This is a genomic window from Corynebacterium sp. LaCa_23 (assembly GCF_058182375.1).
Window position 1 is genome coordinate 1,322,655 of record NZ_CP190825.1, and the last position, 15,836, is coordinate 1,338,490.

At 58.9% G+C, this 15,836-nt stretch carries 15 protein-coding genes; 4 read left to right on the forward strand and 11 right to left on the reverse strand.

Translation table 11 applies throughout. The features are described from left to right. Nucleotides 1–118 precede the first annotated feature (118 nt). Together ACP8IT_RS06435 and ACP8IT_RS06440 are read right to left on the reverse strand one after the other, a co-directional pair. Complete coding sequence (locus tag ACP8IT_RS06435; protein WP_490289762.1) at nt 119–1,096, reverse strand: nucleoside hydrolase; 978 nt, start codon at nt 1,094–1,096, stop codon at nt 119–121. An 18-nt stretch (nt 1,097–1,114) separates the two neighbouring features. After that, a complete protein-coding gene (locus ACP8IT_RS06440; RefSeq protein ID WP_023017472.1) occupies nt 1,115–1,783 on the reverse strand; it encodes an SDR family oxidoreductase in 669 nt (222 codons plus the stop codon). Between the two features lie 115 nt (nt 1,784–1,898). Between ACP8IT_RS06440 and ACP8IT_RS06445 the strand changes: the two genes are divergently transcribed. Continuing rightward, nucleotides 1,899–2,168, forward strand: a complete 270-nt coding sequence (locus ACP8IT_RS06445; protein WP_034654051.1) for an ACT domain-containing protein — start codon at nt 1,899–1,901, stop codon at nt 2,166–2,168. A 1-nt stretch (nt 2,169) separates the two neighbouring features. Next, a complete protein-coding gene (locus ACP8IT_RS06450; RefSeq protein WP_237800844.1) occupies nt 2,170–3,534 on the forward strand; it encodes a PFL family protein in 1,365 nt (454 codons plus the stop codon). Between the two features lie 44 nt (nt 3,535–3,578). On the opposite strand, the gene ACP8IT_RS06455 is transcribed toward ACP8IT_RS06450, so the two are convergent. The 9 genes from ACP8IT_RS06455 to ACP8IT_RS06495 all read right to left on the reverse strand — a co-directional run bounded on the left by ACP8IT_RS06455 (nt 3,579) and on the right by ACP8IT_RS06495 (nt 12,909). Further along, nucleotides 3,579–4,907 (reverse strand): DUF2254 domain-containing protein, encoded by a 1,329-nt coding sequence (locus tag ACP8IT_RS06455; RefSeq protein WP_490289763.1) that lies wholly within the window; start codon nt 4,905–4,907, stop codon nt 3,579–3,581. Between the two features lie 5 nt (nt 4,908–4,912). Further along, entirely contained in the window at nt 4,913–6,544 is a 1,632-nt protein-coding gene (locus ACP8IT_RS06460; RefSeq protein ID WP_023030716.1) for an ABC-F family ATP-binding cassette domain-containing protein, read from the reverse strand. A gap of 93 nt (nt 6,545–6,637) precedes the next feature. Beyond that, nucleotides 6,638–7,045 (reverse strand): metal-sulfur cluster assembly factor, encoded by a 408-nt coding sequence (locus ACP8IT_RS06465; protein WP_005279145.1) that lies wholly within the window; start codon nt 7,043–7,045, stop codon nt 6,638–6,640. Beyond that, nucleotides 7,046–7,498 carry a Fe-S cluster assembly sulfur transfer protein SufU gene (sufU, locus tag ACP8IT_RS06470; protein WP_005279143.1) on the reverse strand — a complete coding sequence of 151 codons (453 nt, stop codon included), beginning with the start codon at nt 7,496–7,498 and terminating at the stop codon, nt 7,046–7,048. Next, the gene (locus ACP8IT_RS06475; RefSeq protein WP_490289764.1) at nt 7,498–8,742 is read right to left on the reverse strand and encodes a cysteine desulfurase; all 1,245 of its coding nucleotides are present in this window, start codon (nt 8,740–8,742) and stop codon (nt 7,498–7,500) included. Before ACP8IT_RS06475 ends, sufU begins: the two co-directional genes overlap by 1 nt. A gap of 46 nt (nt 8,743–8,788) precedes the next feature. Further along, complete coding sequence (sufC, locus tag ACP8IT_RS06480; protein WP_005279139.1) at nt 8,789–9,547, reverse strand: Fe-S cluster assembly ATPase SufC; 759 nt, start codon at nt 9,545–9,547, stop codon at nt 8,789–8,791. Between the two features lie 29 nt (nt 9,548–9,576). Beyond that, complete coding sequence (sufD, locus tag ACP8IT_RS06485; protein WP_490289765.1) at nt 9,577–10,731, reverse strand: Fe-S cluster assembly protein SufD; 1,155 nt, start codon at nt 10,729–10,731, stop codon at nt 9,577–9,579. A 4-nt stretch (nt 10,732–10,735) separates the two neighbouring features. Further along, complete coding sequence (gene sufB / locus ACP8IT_RS06490) at nt 10,736–12,175, reverse strand: Fe-S cluster assembly protein SufB (protein ID WP_005279136.1); 1,440 nt, start codon at nt 12,173–12,175, stop codon at nt 10,736–10,738. Next, on the reverse strand, nt 12,172–12,909 hold the full coding sequence (locus ACP8IT_RS06495) for a helix-turn-helix transcriptional regulator (protein WP_005279134.1): 738 nt from the start codon (nt 12,907–12,909) through the stop codon (nt 12,172–12,174). The genes sufB and ACP8IT_RS06495 overlap by 4 nt, the downstream gene beginning before the upstream one ends. A gap of 215 nt (nt 12,910–13,124) precedes the next feature. Here ACP8IT_RS06495 and mptB point away from each other — a divergent pair, with 215 nt between their 5' ends. Together mptB and ACP8IT_RS06505 are read left to right on the forward strand one after the other, a co-directional pair. Continuing rightward, complete coding sequence (mptB, locus tag ACP8IT_RS06500; protein WP_490289766.1) at nt 13,125–14,849, forward strand: polyprenol phosphomannose-dependent alpha 1,6 mannosyltransferase MptB; 1,725 nt, start codon at nt 13,125–13,127, stop codon at nt 14,847–14,849. A 6-nt stretch (nt 14,850–14,855) separates the two neighbouring features. Continuing rightward, nucleotides 14,856–15,785: an ABC transporter ATP-binding protein gene (locus ACP8IT_RS06505; protein WP_490289767.1), complete on the forward strand. Its 930-nt coding sequence runs from the start codon at nt 14,856–14,858 to the stop codon at nt 15,783–15,785. Nucleotides 15,786–15,836: the final 51 nt, after the last annotated feature.

A 15,836-nucleotide genomic window follows, 5' to 3' on the forward strand; every position in this document is an offset into this window, starting at 1 on the left:
ATTCCTAATCCATCAATGTGTAAAAAGAGATTGGGGCACACTGCTCTTGTAGTCCCAGCCTATGTCACCTCAGCGTAGGAAAAATGTGGCGTATGCGCTGCGGATTAGGGTAAAAGATTTATTCGCCTAGAGCAACACGCGCGCTCAATGCGCGCAGCGCCCTGTCGAACTCGCGGTGGGCGGCTGGAATATCCGCGCTGGTCACCAGAGAGGCATTAGCTGGCCGGCCCCAATGGTTGCGGAGGTCCGCGACGCTGGTACCGCGCATCAGTGCAGAATCCGCTTCCACGTCTATGGTCGTATCCACAGCCTCAAACGGCACCTTCTTTAGCGCAATGATGCAGGCCAGAAGGTCATGGATCTGGGCTTGATAGCCTTCTTCTTGCGCTTGATGGAACTCGAAGTAGAACCGCAGGATCTCCGGCAATTTTTCCGCCATCGGGTGTGTACCAAGAAGCCCCTGAATTTCTGCTAAGCGCTCTGGGTTGATGAGAAATTGCTCGGTGACCTCAAGCGAGCACAGCGTACTGTGCAATTCTGCTGAGGCTGAAAAATGACGTGCTGCCGCGTGGGGATCTACCCAGAAGTTCCATTCCGCCGTAGGCGTGGTATTACCGCGATAATTAACGGCACCGCCCATGATGGTAATCGAGCCGCACTGCGCGACGGCATCGCCATGCTCCCGCTCGAAGTCTGCCAAGTTAGTTACCGGCCCGGTGACGATGAGGTGTAGCCCCGGGTTGCGGGCAATAGCGCTCGACCACAACTCATGCCACTGAATTTCGCCGAAATCGTGATCGGGCGCGGAAAGATAACCCAAGCCGGACTCCCCGTGGGTTTCAGGTGTCGTGGTCAGCTGGACCTCAAGCGGGTCCGGCCGCCCTGGGGCGACGGGGACCTCCGGTAATCCACAAAGATCCAAAATCCACCGTGCATTGGCGGCTGTCTGCTGGACCGCGACGTTACCAGCAGTGGTACTCACGCCCACCAACTCGATCTCGCCTGCGTGATGCAGCCCCGCCAGGTACATCAGGGCGAGGCAGTCATCTATGCCTGGATCGCAGTCGAGCAGGACGGCTGGGCGCGAGAGGCTCATAGCTAGCCTGGCTAACTATTACTTAATCGAGCTGACTGGCTTGTCGCCGTCAACGAATACGACTGGAGACGTTGGAAGCTCCTCGCGGCCCAATACTTCTACGATGACGTCTGCCACTAGGTCACGAGACGAGGTCTGACCTTCTTGCAGCATCTTGTCCTCAACAAATTCCAGCCCCTGCGCAGGCTCCTCCGTCAGGCCAGCGGGTTTCAGGATGATGTGCGGGATAGAGCTATCGGCCAAGCGGTTGTCCACTTCCTTCTTGGACTCCACATAGGCGTACCACTTTTCATCGGCTGGGTCCGTCGTCGCAACCTGGGAGCCGACATAAGAAATCATGACGAACTGAGGAACGTCTTTGCCCAGCTTTTCCAGGGCCTCGATGGCGGCCAATGCGCCGTCGCGGTCGACGGCCCACGTCAGTTCCGCGCCGCCACGGCCGCCGTTTCCGGCACCCCATACAACTGCGTCATAATCTGCGAATAGCTCGGCCCATTGGTCAACGGACTGCTCGGTAATATCTGCAATAACCGGCGTAGCGTTGGCCTGCTCAATATCGGCCTTTTGGTCTGGGTTACGGATAAGCGAGTGAACCTCGTGGCCAGCTTCCGCTAATTTTGGAGCCGCCAGCAGGCCAACCTTGCCGTGTCCACCGATGTACAAAACCTTTTTCTTGGTATCAGCCATAGCGCCCCATGGTAACAGCGCGATTTTTATGCTGCAGCGGTTCTTTTCAGCAGTGCCAGAACATGCCGCGACCGTGGTGCGAGCGTTGCCCACCGAACCAGATAGAATACTGGTTATGTATGCCATTATGACCGTTACCGGCGCCGATAGCACCGGAATCATTGCCGCAGTGACCACGACTCTTGCTGATCTGGACATCAACGTCATTGATGTCTCGCAGACCATTATGGGTGACTATTTCACCATGATCCTCCGCGTTGAATTCGATGCGGATGCCGTATCCATCCAAACCATCAAGGAGCGGATGCGCCCGGTTGCGGAGGAAAAGCAGCAATCCATCCGCATTCAGTCCGAAGACCTCTTTACCGCCATGAACGAGATTTAACATGAGCACGCGTTTTAATACCACCAATATCTTGGACACCATCGAGATGATTGAAAACTATCGTCTCGATATCCGCACCGTGACGATGGGCATTTCCCTGCTGGGATGCACGCGCTCGACCATGGAGGCAACCTGCCAGGCCATCTATGACCTCGTAACGCAGCAAGCGGGCCGCTTGGTTGAGGTATGCGAGGGCATCGAAGGTGAGCTCGGCATCCCGATCGTCAACAAGCGCATCTCCGTCACCCCCATTTCCCTCGTTGTCGCAGGCTTGGACGGCAACCCCGTCGATGCCGCGCGGGCGCTGGATAAGGCCGCGAAGGAAGTGGGCGTTAACTTCGTCGGCGGCTACTCCGCGCTGGTAGAAAAGGGTGCGACGAGCGCAGAGCAAAAGCTCATTTCCTCCATCCCCGAAGCCTTGGCCGAGACGGACGTAGTGTGCTCCTCGGTCAATATCGCCAGCTCTCGCGCCGGCATCAACATGGATGCGACGAAGCAGATGGGCGAGGTCATCAAGGAAGCCGCTGAGCTGACCAAGGATAATTCCGCAATTGCCTGCGCCAAGCTCGTCGTCTTTGCCAACTCCGTGGGCGATAATCCGTTTATGGCCGGCGCCTTCCACGGCATCGAGGAGCCTGACTGCGTCGTCTCCGTTGGCGTCTCCGGCCCCGGCGTGGTGGACCGCGCCCTCGGCTCCTTGGAAGGCGCAAGCCTGGATCAGGTGGCTGAGGAAGTAAAGAAGGCGGCCTTCAAGATCACCCGCGCCGGGCAGCTCGTGGGCAATATGGCCTCCGAGCGCCTCGGCGTTCCCTTCGGCATCATTGACCTCTCCTTGGCCCCCACGGCAGAACTCGGCGACTCCGTGGCACACATCCTCGAGCACATGGGCCTCGATCAGGTGGGCACGCACGGCACGACGGCGGCATTGGCGCTGCTTAACGATGCCGTCAAGAAGGGCGGCATGATGGCATGCTCGCGCGTGGGCGGTTTGTCCGGTTCCTTCATTCCGGTCTCTGAGGACAGGGGCATGATCGATGCCGTAAAGTCCGGCTCCATTTCCATGGATAAGTTGGAAGCCATGACCGCGATCTGCTCGGTCGGCTTTGACATGATCGCACTGCCCGGCGATACCTCGGCGGCCACGATTTCCGGCATGATTGCGGATGAAGCCGCGATCGGCGTGATGAACCATAAGACCACCGCCGTGCGCGTCATCCCGGTACCTGGCGCCAAGGTAGGAGACGAGGTCAGCTTCGGTGGGCTTTTGGGCTACGCACCGATCATCCCAGTTAATCAGGTGGGCAATTCGCAGTTCATCAACCGCGGCGGCTTCATCCCTGCCCCGGTGCATGGATTCCGCAACTAGGTGTGGAGTACTCCACACCTAGGGGCAAGCGCGCCAAGCTCCCCTTAGGACTCGGAGTCTTCATTCTCCTCGCCCGGCTTCTCGGATTCTTCCCACCGGGCGAGGTTTGCTTTGAAGTGCTGAAACGAATCTTCTAACTGGCGCAATTCCACCTCGCCGCCGACCTGGCGGCCCGCATCGGAGTAGATGGCCTCCGCCGCTTCATCTAGGACATTACGGCGCTCCACGGTGCGCAGCAGCGCGACCACCTTGGCTAGGTTATCCAACAGGCTCAGATAGATCTCGGCGTTATCGGCCGCATCGCGGCGGATTTGGGTGAACATCGCCTCGATGATCTGTTCGTAGCTAAAGGTTTGATAGTCCAAGCGGAACTCGCCATCGATATGCATAATCCCCTGGGGCAAGCGCTTGTCCCCAATGACCACCAAGATTTGCGTGAAGCGGTCAATGATGTCGATGACCGTATAAGGGTCATTGACGCCGGTACTTAAAGCGCGGGCGGCAATCTCCGCGAGGTGCCGGGCAGTAAACCGAGGGTCGTGCGCAGAGGCATCCTCGCGGTGCTGCGTGACCACGATGTGCTTTTCAATGTTTTCCGGCATGTGCGGCACGCCGTGGGCAATGACCTCGCCTTCTAGCACGAGATCGCCCGGGGCAACACCCAGGTGAACCGCGCACTCTTCTTCGGCGGCCGCTTGGGCAATAGACTCGTAGTCCACGAATTTCAGGTAGCCCGTTTGGGAGCTGCGGGTTGCATCGGCGGATTCATAGAAATCCGAACCTGGTGCCTTGGCAACCTTTTCTTCTTCGCCGCGCTCAATGAGGCGCCGCATGTGCTCTTCCACATCCTGGGCCACCACGTGCACTACATGAGACATGCTAATGGACTGCGCGATATGGACGATGAAATAAATCAAAAAGACCACGCATATCAGCGCCAAGGCGATGTCGACAGCGACATTCAGCGAGGGAACGTGTTCTTGCTTGCCCTCGCCGCCGGCGCGCACGGCACGCAGAGAGAGCAGCGAGTAGGTAAAAGTCGCCAGGTAGATCCCCAGCGTGGACTGGATGGAACGATCCTTTAAAAACTCGTGCAATAGGCGCGGGCCCATCACCGTCACCACGCCGGAAAGCGCGGTCAGGGTGATAAAGAACAGGGTGCCGGCCAGAGACAGCGTGGCGGTTGCTACGGCGGTGAGCAGGCCCTGGGCACTTTCCGCACTACCGTCGTAGAGTCGAGAGAACGCCAGATCGAAGTTGCGGTCGAGCGCCAACATGCCTTCGGCCGCCACGACGGCTACCGCTACCGCTACGGCGGGAATGACCCAAAACTTATCCCGCCAGGCGGGCATCCTCTCGATCAGCGTCTTCATCAGGCTTAAGCCAGCTCGACGATTTCCATGTACTCATCGGACCACAGGTCTTCATCGCCATCCGGCATGATGATCACCCGCTCAGGGTCGAGCGCCTTCACTGCGCCCGGATCGTGGGTTACCAAGACGACAGCACCCGTGTACGTATTGAGCGCGTCGAGCACCTGCTCGCGAGAGATGGGGTCGAGGTTATTGGTCGGCTCATCGAGAAGCAGCACGTTCGCGCGGCTGGAGACCAACGTAGCCAGCGACAGGCGGGTTTTCTCACCGCCGGACAGCGTTCCGGCGGGCTGTTGCAGTTTATCGCCGGAAAACATGAACGCTCCCAGCAGCCCGCGCAGCTCTTGCTGGTCCGCATCGGGGCAGGCCTCGATGGTGTTTTCCCATACGCTCTTATCCGGGTGGATATTGTCGTGCTCCTGCGCAAAGTAGCCAATGCGCAAACCATGGCCACTGACGATGCCACCTTCGCCATCGGTGCGCTCCTCCCCCGCCAAAAGCTTGAGCAAGGTGGTCTTACCGGCACCGTTATATCCCAAGACAACGACCCTGGAGCCCTTATCGATGGCCAGGTCCACGCCCGCGAATACCTCCAGCGAGCCGTACATCTTGGTCAGGCCCTTGGCATTCATGGGTGTCTTGCCGCACGGGGCGGGCTCGGGGAATTTAATATTGGCTACCTTATCCGCAACGCGCACCTCATCGAGGTCATTCATCATGCGCTCGGCGCGGTTCAGCATCTGCTTCGCCGCTGCAGCCTTGGTGGCTTTAGCACCCAATTTGGCGGCCTGCTTTTGCAACGCGGAGGCCTTCTTTTCCGCATTCGCGCGCTCGCGGCGCCGGCGCGCCTCATCAGTGGCGCGGGCATCGAGGTATTTCTTATAGCCCATGTTGTAGACATCCGCCTCGCCGCGCACCGCGTCGAGGAACCAGACCTTATTGCACACGGCCTCGAGCAACTCGACATCGTGGGAAATCATGACCAGTCCGCCCTCGTGCTTGGACAGGAACTGGCGGAGCCAGACGATGGAGTCCGCATCCAGGTGGTTAGTGGGCTCATCCAGGAGCAACGTGGTCTGGGATTTACCCGAGCCTTCGCTGGCTGCAAAAAGGATCTGCGCCAGCTCCACGCGGCGGCGTTGGCCGCCCGATAGTGTCTTGAGCTTTTGGTCTAAAACGCGCTGTGGCAGGCCTAGGTTATCGCAGATTTGGGCGCACTCGGAGTCGGCCTCATAGCCGCCCAAGGAGTCGAATTGTTCTTCCAAGCGGGAGTATTTGCGGATGGCCTTATCGCGGAACTTCTCATCCGTGGCCGTTTCCATCAGCTCTTGTTGCTTAGCCATCCGCCGCTTAATATCGTCGAGCCCACGGGCGGAAAGCACGCGCTCGCGCGCGGTTTGCTCGATATTGCCTTCGCGCGAATCTTGCGGAAGGTAACCAATCGGACCCGAACGAGAGACAGTACCGCCATAAGGCTCGGTCTCGCCTGCCAGGATGCGCATGGTCGTGGTCTTTCCCGCACCATTGCGGCCCACGAGCCCGATGCGGTCGCCGGGTTGGACGCGGAGATGCTGTCCGGGGGCATCGAGAAGCGTGCGGGCGCCTACGCGTACCTCAAAATCATTGGTCACAATCACGACAAGCCAGTCTAGCAATCAAAGCCCAAGGCACTAATTCACGCAAAAAAGCGGCGGTAATACTACCGCCGCTTTCCCACTATTCCGTGGTGATTAAACCGCAAAGCCCAGAGCTTGGAGCTGCTCGCGGCCTTCTTCGGAAATCATGTGTGGGCCCCAGGGTGGCATCCAGACCCAGTTGATACGCACGCCATCGGCAAGCTTCTTGCCGGTAACGATGTCCTCAACCTGTTCCGCAATGACGTCGGTCAAAGGGCAGGCCGGCGAGGTCAACGTCATGTTGATCATGGCGAGCTCTTTGCCGTCCTCTTCTTCCAGCCACAGGTCATAGACCAAGCCCAAGTCAACGACGTTGATGCCGAGCTCCGGGTCGATGACATCGCGCATGAACTCGGTGATGTCAAAGGCCTTCGACAGCTGTTCTTCCGTCTGCTCTGGCCGCTCACCGCCTGCGCTGAAGGACGAATTCTCGTTCTGGTAAGGATCTACGGGATCGGTCATTTACTTCTCCACTTCATTGAGCGCATCTGCGGTGGCGGCCTGAAAAGCCTTCCACCCTAGCAGCGCGCATTTAACTCGTGCCGGGTATTGAGAAACACCTGCAAAGGCAACACCATCGCCGATGATGTCCTCATCGCCTTCATCCTGGCCACGCGAGGTGACCATCTTTTCAAACTCGGCAAGCTTCTTATTGGCTTCCTCCAAGGGCAAGCCGACGATCTCTTCCGCCATGACGGACGTCGATGCCTGCGAGATGGAACAACCTTCGGCGTCGTAGGACACATCTTCAACGGTCTTGCCATCCGCGGAAAGGTTGACGCGCAACGTGAGTTCATCGCCGCACGAGGGGTTCACGTGGTGAACCTCCGCTTGGAACGGCTCGCGCAACCCCGCGTGTTGCGGATTTTTATAGTGATCCAAGATCACGTCTTGGTACATCGAATCTAGATTCATTAGGCAACTCCAAAGAAATCGCGGGCGGCCTTAATGGCTTCTACCAGCTTATCTACTTCGGCTTCCGTGTTGTACAGGTAAAAGCTAGCGCGCGCGGTAGATTGCGCACCGCAGGCGCGGTGCAGCGGCCACGCGCAGTGGTGGCCTACGCGAATGGATACGCCTTGGTCATCCAGAACCTGACCCAGATCGTGCGGGTGAACGCCTTCCACGGTAAAGGAGATGGCCGCGCCGCGGTTCTCAGCCGTTTCTGGGCCGATGATGCGCAGCCCTGGAATCTCACGAAGCTGTTCCAAGGCATAGGTGGTGAGCTTCTGCTCGTGGGCATGGATATTATCCATCCCCACCTCCTCGAGGAACTTCACCGCGGCGCCGAGGCCGACGACCTGGCTGGTCATCTGGGTTCCCGCTTCAAAGCGCGTCGGCGGTTCCGCGAAGGTGGTTCCTTCCATCTTCACTACCTCGATCATGGAGCCACCCGTGAGGAACGGGGGAAGCTTGCGCAGCAATTCGTCCTTGCCGTAGAGCACTCCCACGCCATTAGGACCACACATCTTGTGGCCCGAGAATGCGGCAAAATCCACATCCAAGGCGTGGAAATCCACCGGCATGTGCGGGACGGACTGGCAGGCATCGAGCACCACCATGGCATTCACCGCGCGGGCGCGGCGCACCAGTTCCTCGACATCGGAAACCGCGCCAGTCACATTGGACTGATGAGTAAACGAAACAACCTTGACGGATTCATCGAGCTCGAGCGAATCCAAGTCGATGCGGCCATCGTCAGTCAACGAGTACCACTTCAAGGTGGCACCGGTGCGCTCACAGAGCTCCTGCCACGGCACGAGATTGGCATGGTGCTCAAGCTCCGTGATGACGACGGTATCGCCCTCTCCCACGTAGAGCTCGCCCGCGCGCTCATCGGAAAGCGTATATGCAACCTCATTGAGTGCCTCGGTAGCGTTTTTGGCAAAGGCAATCTCATCGCGGTCCGCGCCAACGAAGGCCGCGATGGCCTGCCGGGCCGACTCATAGGCGTTATCCGCCTCCTCGGCCAACTGGTAGGAGCCGCGGTGGACGGGGGCATTGGTATGGAGAACGAACTCCTCCTCTGCCTTCCACACCGGCAGTGGGCGCTGGGAGGTAGCCCCCGAATCCAGGTACACCAGCGGTTTATCGCCGCGCACGGTGCGCTGCAGGATTGGGAACTGTTCCCTAATTGCGTTTACATCAAATCCAGACATAAAACTTCTTCGATTCATCGAGGATGAACCAGCGCTGGGCTGGTCTTTACTGCAGGAACTGGTCGTAGCCGTCAGACTCGAGCTGGTCTGCCAGCTCGGCCCCGCCGGTCTTTACAACCTGGCCGTTAGCGAATACGTGCACGAAATCAGGCTGAACGTAGTTCAGGATGCGCTTGTAGTGGGTAATCATCAAGATGCCGCCATTGGTGTCATCCTGGTAGCGGTTGATGCCATCAGAAACAATGCGCAGCGCGTCAACGTCCAAGCCGGAGTCGGTCTCATCCATGACCGCGAACTTGGGCTTTAGGATGTCCAACTGCATGACCTCGTGGCGCTTCTTCTCGCCGCCGGAAAAGCCCTCGTTGACGGAGCGGGAGATGAAGGACTTATCAATCTTCAGGTTCTCGCGAGCCTCAGTAAGTTCCTTATTCCACTCGCGCAGCTTGGGGGCCTCGCCGCGGATAGAGGTCACGGCGGAGCGCATGAACTGCGATACCTTTACGCCCGGCACCTCGGTTGGGTACTGCATGGCCAAAAACAGGCCGGCGCGAGCGCGCTCGTCGACGGGCATGTCGAGGAGGTTTTCGCCATCGAGAAGCACCTCACCCTCGGTGACCTCGTACTTCGGGTGACCAGCAATGGTGTAGGACAAGGTGGACTTGCCGGAGCCGTTCGGGCCCATGATGGCGTGGATCTCGCCGGAGTTGATGGTGAGGTTGACGCCCTTGAGGATTTCCTTGGGCTCGCCGTTTTCTTCATTCGGCAGAACCTGGGCGTGGAGATTCTTAATTTCCAGAGTAGACATAGTTTTGTGGGTTTCCTTCTGTAAGTGCGTTAAGCGGAGATCTTTTCCAGTTCTTCGGAAATGCGGTTTTCCAGTTCCTCGGACAGGGATTGCACCGGAATGCGGTGGATGACCTCATTGAAGAAGCCACGAATGATGAGGCGACGAGCCTCTGCCTCCGGAATACCGCGCGACATCAGGTAGAACAGCTCGATATCGTCAAAGCGGCCAACCGTTGCGGCGTGGCCGGCGCCGGTGATTTCACCGGTCTCAATCTCCAGGTTCGGGATGGCGTCTGCGCGCGCACCGTCGGTGAGGATGAGGTTATTATTCGTCTCATAGGTATCGGTGCCCTGTGCGTTGGAGCGGATAAGCACGTCTCCTACCCAGCAGGTACGAGCCTCGTTCTTCTTCTCACCCTGCAATGCGCCCTTGTACAGGACATTGGAGCGGCAATTCGGGACCGAGTGATCCACGAGCATGCGGTTTTCGAAGTACTGACCAGAATCGGCGAAGTACACACCCAGCAGCTCGGCGTCGCCGCCGGGAGCGGTGAAGTTTACGCGCGGGACAATGCGCACGACCTCGCCGCCGAAGATGGCGGAGTTATGGCGCAGCACGGCATCGCGTCCCACCTGGGCTACCTGGTTAGACAGGTGCACCGCGTCGTTTTCCCAGTCGACATCCACGATGACGGTCAGGTGCGCGCCATCGCCAAGGATGAACTCCACGTTATCCGCGTGGGTGCCCGAGCCGACGTACTTCAGCACAACGGTGGCCTCCGCATGGTGGCCAACCTCAATGGAGGTAGCACCGAAAGAGGTCACGTCCTCGCCCTTGCCCGTAAAGGTAATGGTGATGGGATCTTCCACCTGCACGTCAGGGTCAACGGTTACCACTTGACCTTCCGGCATGGAGGTCCATGCCTGGGCGGCCACGCGGTCAGAAGGCTTGCCCACGCGGCCAAGGCGCTCATCGTCGCGGTCTACAGTCTCCGCAGAAACGCCTGGGTGCTCGCTTACCTTGACGTCCTGGGCAACCGCTTGAGCAAATTCCCCGTTGTGCAGACCCCGCAGCTTGCGCAGGGAAACAAAGCGCCAGACCTCATCGCGGCCATGCGGTACCGGGAAATCCTCCACGTTGGTAGAGGTAAAGACGTCACCCTTGGTGATCTTATCCGGATTGAATTCGTTCGAAGCGACCATTTCTTTAGCCGACCGATCCTTCCATTTGCAGTTCGATGAGGCGGTTGAGCTCGAGGGCGTACTCCATCGGCAGCTCCTTAGCAATCGGCTCAACGAAGCCACGCACGATCATTGCCATTGCTTCTTCTTCCGCAATGCCGCGGGACATGAGGTAGAACAGCTGCTCTTCAGAAACCTGCGACACGGTTGCCTCGTGGCCCAACGTGACGTACTCGTTGCGGATGTCGTTATACGGGTATGTGTCCGAACGCGAGATATTGTCCACGAGCAAGGCATCGCATTCCACGTTGGACGTGGAGTGGTGCGCATTCTGGTTGACCTGCACCAAGCCGCGGTAAGCAGCGCGGCCGCCGGCACGAGCAACGGACTTGGAGACGATATTGGAGGAGGTGTAGGGCGCCATGTGCGTCATCTTCGCACCGGTGTCCTGGAACTGTCCCTCGCCAGCGAAGGCGACGGAAAGTACCTCACCCTTAGCGTGCGGACCGGTCATCCACACGGCTGGGTACTTCATCGTGACCTTGGAGCCGATGTTGCCATCGACCCATTCCATGGTGCCGCCCTCTTCCACCTTGGTGCGCTTGGTCACCAAGTTGTAGACGTTGCTGGACCAGTTCTGAATCGTCGTATAGCGGCAGCGGCCGCCCTTCTTCACGATGATCTCAACTACCGCGGAGTGCAGGGAGTCCGACTTATAGATAGGCGCGGTGCAGCCTTCCACGTAGTGGACGTAGGCATCCTCATCCACGATGATGAGGGTGCGCTCGAACTGGCCCATGTTCTCGGTATTAATACGGAAGTAGGCCTGCAGCGGGATATCAACGTGCACGCCCTTTGGGACGTAAATGAAGGAGCCGCCGGACCACACTGCGGAGTTAAGCGCCGAGAACTTATTGTCACCGGCAGGAATAACGGTGCCGAAGTGTTCCTTAAAAAGCTCTGGGTAATCGCGCAGCGCGGTATCGGTATCGACGAAGATAACGCCCTGGCTTTCCAAGTCTTCGCGAATCTGGTGGTAGACAACCTCAGACTCGTACTGTGCGGCCACGCCGGCAACCAAGCGCTGCTTTTCTGCCTCAGGGATGCCTAGCTTATCGTAGGTGGCCTTAATATCATCCGGGAGGTCGTCCCAGGTCTGCGCCTGCTCTTCGGTGGACTTGACGTAGTACTTGATCTGGTCAAAGTCGATGCCGGAGAGATCCGCGCCCCAGGTAGGGATGGGCTTCTTATCAAAGATATTCAGGGCCTTGAGACGCTGGTTCAGCATCCACTCGGGCTCGCCCTTCTTTGCGGAAATATCGCGGACAACGTCCTCGTTCAGGCCACGGGCGGCAGAAGCGCCGGCCGAGTCAGAGTCGTGCCAGCCGTACTCATACGCACCAATAGAATCGATGATCTCATCATCGGTCATCTTGTTATCAGGTGCCGATTGTGCCTGGGTCATGACTCGCTCCTTTCAGTATTAGTTTTGACAGGTGTCAAGGGGATATTCGTGGTACAAATTCCGTGGCCATCTGCGATAGAAGCCAAAGGTTGTACGTGTTTGCCTAAGAGGGCGGAAAAGACTTCCTGCTCTGCCTCGCACAGTTCAGGGTGCTCGGCCGCCACATGGGCAACCGGGCAGTGGTGTTGACAGATTTGCACGCCCTGGCCCGCACGGTCCACGGTTGCGGCGTACCCGTGCTTATCCAGGGTTTCAGCCAGTTTGCGCGCTACTTCCTCGACCGATTCTTCCGCGTCCACGAAGGGACGCACATCGGCGATGATGCGCTCAAAACGAGCCTTAGCGAAGTTCTTCACAGCCTCTGAACCGCCCGCAGAGCGCAGCGCGGTCAACGCTTCAGAAGCCAATTCATCATAGGCGTGGCCAAATTGCGCACGCCCACGATCCGTCAGGCGGAAGTGTTTTGCCGGTCGCCCACGACCCGCTCCGGAGTGCATCCGCGAACGAGAAGCTGGACGGCGCTCGACAACTTCCGTTAGTTCTTCTTCCACCAGAATGTCTAAATGCCGGCGGATCCCGGCGGTCGAAAGACCAAGGCGCTCACCCAGGTAAGAGGCGGTTACAGGGCCGTCCTTAAGCAATAGCAGCAGTACCTGGCGGCGGGTATCACCATCCGTGGACCGTGATTCTTTCACCGCCACATGCGCCGCTGCCGCGCGCTGTGAGTTAGCCATGCCCTAAAACCTCCCTTCCTTAGGTCAGTTGCCTGCAGTCACCGTGCTCCGTCGCGCCGGAAATGCCGTCGCTACGCAAGCGCCATAACTGCGCTTTCATCATTAGACAACACTAGTGTTCCTTAATTCATTCCGGAATGCCACCATTGCAGTCACCGGGCGTGGCGGCGGGGGTGAATTTCCCACCCCACGGTCCTCGCGTAAGGTCTTAAGCCATGAAAGGGAAACTACGGGGAGTGCTCGAGAGCGTAAAGGCGGAATTGCCACGCTTAGGCACCGCAGGTTCTCGTTCCGCGCAGCTGCACGCCGAAGGCACCGGCGCGCAAGCCGGGGATACTCGCTACGATTTCATCACCCAGGCGCCAGAGGAACTGCAGCACACCACGGTCTCCCAAAAGCGCACCTTTTTCATCTTGCGGTGGGCCGGAACCGTCGGTTCCCTCCTCATTGCCTTTGGCGCTTTGGGAGCAGGCGCACTGCCTGTAGTGGGCAACCCCTATGACAATGTGCCCTTCGGCTCGCTTATGTCGCGCATGCTGCAGACCTCGTCTGCGCTTGTCATGGTGGGCGTGGGGCTTTTAGTTACGGCCTGGATTTTCCTCGCCCCCTTCGTGGGCACCCCGCTGCGCCAGGCGCGACCCGGCGAGCCCGCCAGCGATCGCTCCCGCCGGCTGGTCTCCCCGCGCCAGCTGTGGATCACGTGGGCTGGGTGGGTCATCCCCCTCATCTTCACCGCACCCTTATTTACCCAAGACATCTATTCTTATTTGGCCAATGGCTCCATCGTGGCTCAAGGGATGGATCCCTATTCCGCCGGCCCGGTGCAGCTCTTGGGCGCTGGCAACGAGCTCGCGCGTTCCGTTCCGTTTATCTGGGCAAATTCACCGTCACCGTATGGGCCCGTTGCCTTGGGGCTGGCGGCCATAGTCAGCATCGCCACCGGAAATTCCATTGTCTTAGGCGTCATCGCCCACCGCCTACTTTCCATCGTGGGCATCATCGTGGCCGGCTGGGCCATCACGCAGCTTGCTCAGCGATGCCGCGTCTCTCCCGCCTCCGCACTATGGCTCGGGATCTTGAACCCGCTGACCATCCTTCACCTCGTCGGCGGCATCCATAATGAATCCATCATGCTTGGATTGTCGTTGCTGGGCATGGAGCTTGGATTAAGGGGCATCGATAAGCTGGGGCACGATAATAAGGGAGCCTACTTAGCACTTATAGCCTCTGGATTTTTCCTGTCCTGCGCCGGCATGGTCAAGGTCACCGGCTTTATTGGTCTCGGCTTTATCGGCATGGCGTATGCCCGCCACCTGCACGTGCAGGCCCGCGTACCGCGCTGGAGGGCCTTATTTATAGCCATTGCCGTGCAGGGCGCGGTGCTCGTAGTCACCATTGCGCTCATCAGTATCATCACGGGCATTAACCTCGGGTGGATTACCGGGCAAGGCGGAGCCGCCACGATTCGCTCCTGGCTTTCCCTATCCACGGCCACGGGAGTGGGCGCCGGTTTCCTCGGCATGTTTTTAGGCCTTGGGGACCACACCGATGCCATATTGACCATCACGCGCAGTTTCGGCGTCTTGGTCGCCGTCGCCTTCATGTCCCGCATGCTCTTTGCCACGCTGCGCGGATATATCCACCCCGTGGGCGGGCTGGGAATCTCTACCCTCGTGCTCGTTATCTTCTTCCCAGTGGTCCACCCGTGGTACATCCTCTGGGCCGTTTTGCCGTTGGCGGCGTGGGCGAACCGGCACATCTTCCGGTTTAGCGTCGTTGCCTATACCGGCGCGATGAGCTTTTTCGTCCTTCCGCGCGGCTTGGGCCTGCCCGCTGGGACGGTGCTTTCCATCTATATCGCCGCTGCCTGCGCATTCGCCGTGGTAGTCGGAGTGTGGTGGGGTGCAATGCGCCGACACGGAATCCGTGTCTTAAACTAGGCACCCGTGAATGCAATTCCAGCTGAAAGCCCCGCCCTGTCCTTGGATGGTGTGGTAAAGAAATTTGGCCCCACGGCAGCCGTCAATGGGCTCAGCCTGAGCGTTGCACACGGCGAAATATTTTGCCTGCTCGGCCCCAATGGTGCTGGTAAATCCACCACCATCGAGATGTCTGAAGGCTTTATCCATCCCACTACCGGTTCCATTAAGGTCTTAGGCCTTGATCCCAGCACCGCGCCCGATAGGGTGCGCGAAAAGGTGGGAATCATGCTGCAAGGCGGCGGTTCTTATTCCGGCATCCGCGTGCTAGAGATGTTGGAATTGACCGCGCGCTATAACGCCAATCCTCTACCGCCGGAATGGCTGCTCGAAACGTTGGGCCTGCAAGGCGTTGCGCGCACGCCTTATCGGCGGCTTTCCGGCGGGCAGCAGCAGCGGCTATCGCTCGCGCTCGCGGTCATCGGCAGGCCCGAGCTGGTGTTCCTCGATGAACCCACCGCGGGCATGGACGCCCAATCCCGGCTCGCCGTGTGGGATTTGATCCGCGCCCTGAAGCGCGACGGGGTCACCGTGATATTGACCACCCACCTGATGGATGAGGCCGAATCGCTGGCAGATCACATCGCCATCATGGATCACGGCGCGCTCGTAGCACAGGGAACGCCGGCAGAGCTTACCTCCCAGGGCGAGGGCGCCGGTTTTAGTTTTAGCGCAAATTCCGCAGCTGACCTGGACGCCCTGCAGCGAATTGGGATCCCCGCGACCGCCTCGCGGCCGTTGCACTACCGCGTGAGCCAGCCCAGTTCGCCGGAACTGATTTCCGCCCTCGCCGCCGAGCTCGCCCGCCAAGGCGTGCTTTTGCGAAGCCTGGAATCCCACCACCGCAACCTCGAGGAAGTATTCCTCGATCTCACAGGCAGGCACTTGCGCAGTTGATAAAACCCTGTGTCCTGTCTTCATCTTAGAATCACCAGTACCTAAAATCGC

Excerpts from the sequence above, each read along its gene's own strand:
- ACP8IT_RS06445 (WP_034654051.1), top strand. The coding sequence starts at position 1,899 with ATGTATGCCATTATGACCGTTACCGGCGCCGATAGCACCGGAATCATT.
- ACP8IT_RS06455 (WP_490289763.1), bottom strand. The coding sequence starts at position 4,907 with ATGAAGACGCTGATCGAGAGGATGCCCGCCTGGCGGGATAAGTTTTGG.
- ACP8IT_RS06475 (WP_490289764.1), bottom strand. The coding sequence starts at position 8,742 with ATGTCTGGATTTGATGTAAACGCAATTAGGGAACAGTTCCCAATCCTG.
- ACP8IT_RS06435 (WP_490289762.1), bottom strand. The coding sequence starts at position 1,096 with ATGAGCCTCTCGCGCCCAGCCGTCCTGCTCGACTGCGATCCAGGCATA.
- sufU (WP_005279143.1), bottom strand. The coding sequence starts at position 7,498 with ATGAATCTAGATTCGATGTACCAAGACGTGATCTTGGATCACTATAAA.
- sufC (WP_005279139.1), bottom strand. The coding sequence starts at position 9,547 with ATGTCTACTCTGGAAATTAAGAATCTCCACGCCCAGGTTCTGCCGAAT.
- ACP8IT_RS06450 (WP_237800844.1), top strand. The coding sequence starts at position 2,170 with ATGAGCACGCGTTTTAATACCACCAATATCTTGGACACCATCGAGATG.
- ACP8IT_RS06465 (WP_005279145.1), bottom strand. The coding sequence starts at position 7,045 with ATGACCGATCCCGTAGATCCTTACCAGAACGAGAATTCGTCCTTCAGC.
- ACP8IT_RS06440 (WP_023017472.1), bottom strand. The coding sequence starts at position 1,783 with ATGGCTGATACCAAGAAAAAGGTTTTGTACATCGGTGGACACGGCAAG.
- sufD (WP_490289765.1), bottom strand. The coding sequence starts at position 10,731 with ATGGTCGCTTCGAACGAATTCAATCCGGATAAGATCACCAAGGGTGAC.
- mptB (WP_490289766.1), top strand. The coding sequence starts at position 13,125 with ATGAAAGGGAAACTACGGGGAGTGCTCGAGAGCGTAAAGGCGGAATTG.
- sufB (WP_005279136.1), bottom strand. The coding sequence starts at position 12,175 with ATGACCCAGGCACAATCGGCACCTGATAACAAGATGACCGATGATGAG.
- ACP8IT_RS06495 (WP_005279134.1), bottom strand. The coding sequence starts at position 12,909 with ATGGCTAACTCACAGCGCGCGGCAGCGGCGCATGTGGCGGTGAAAGAA.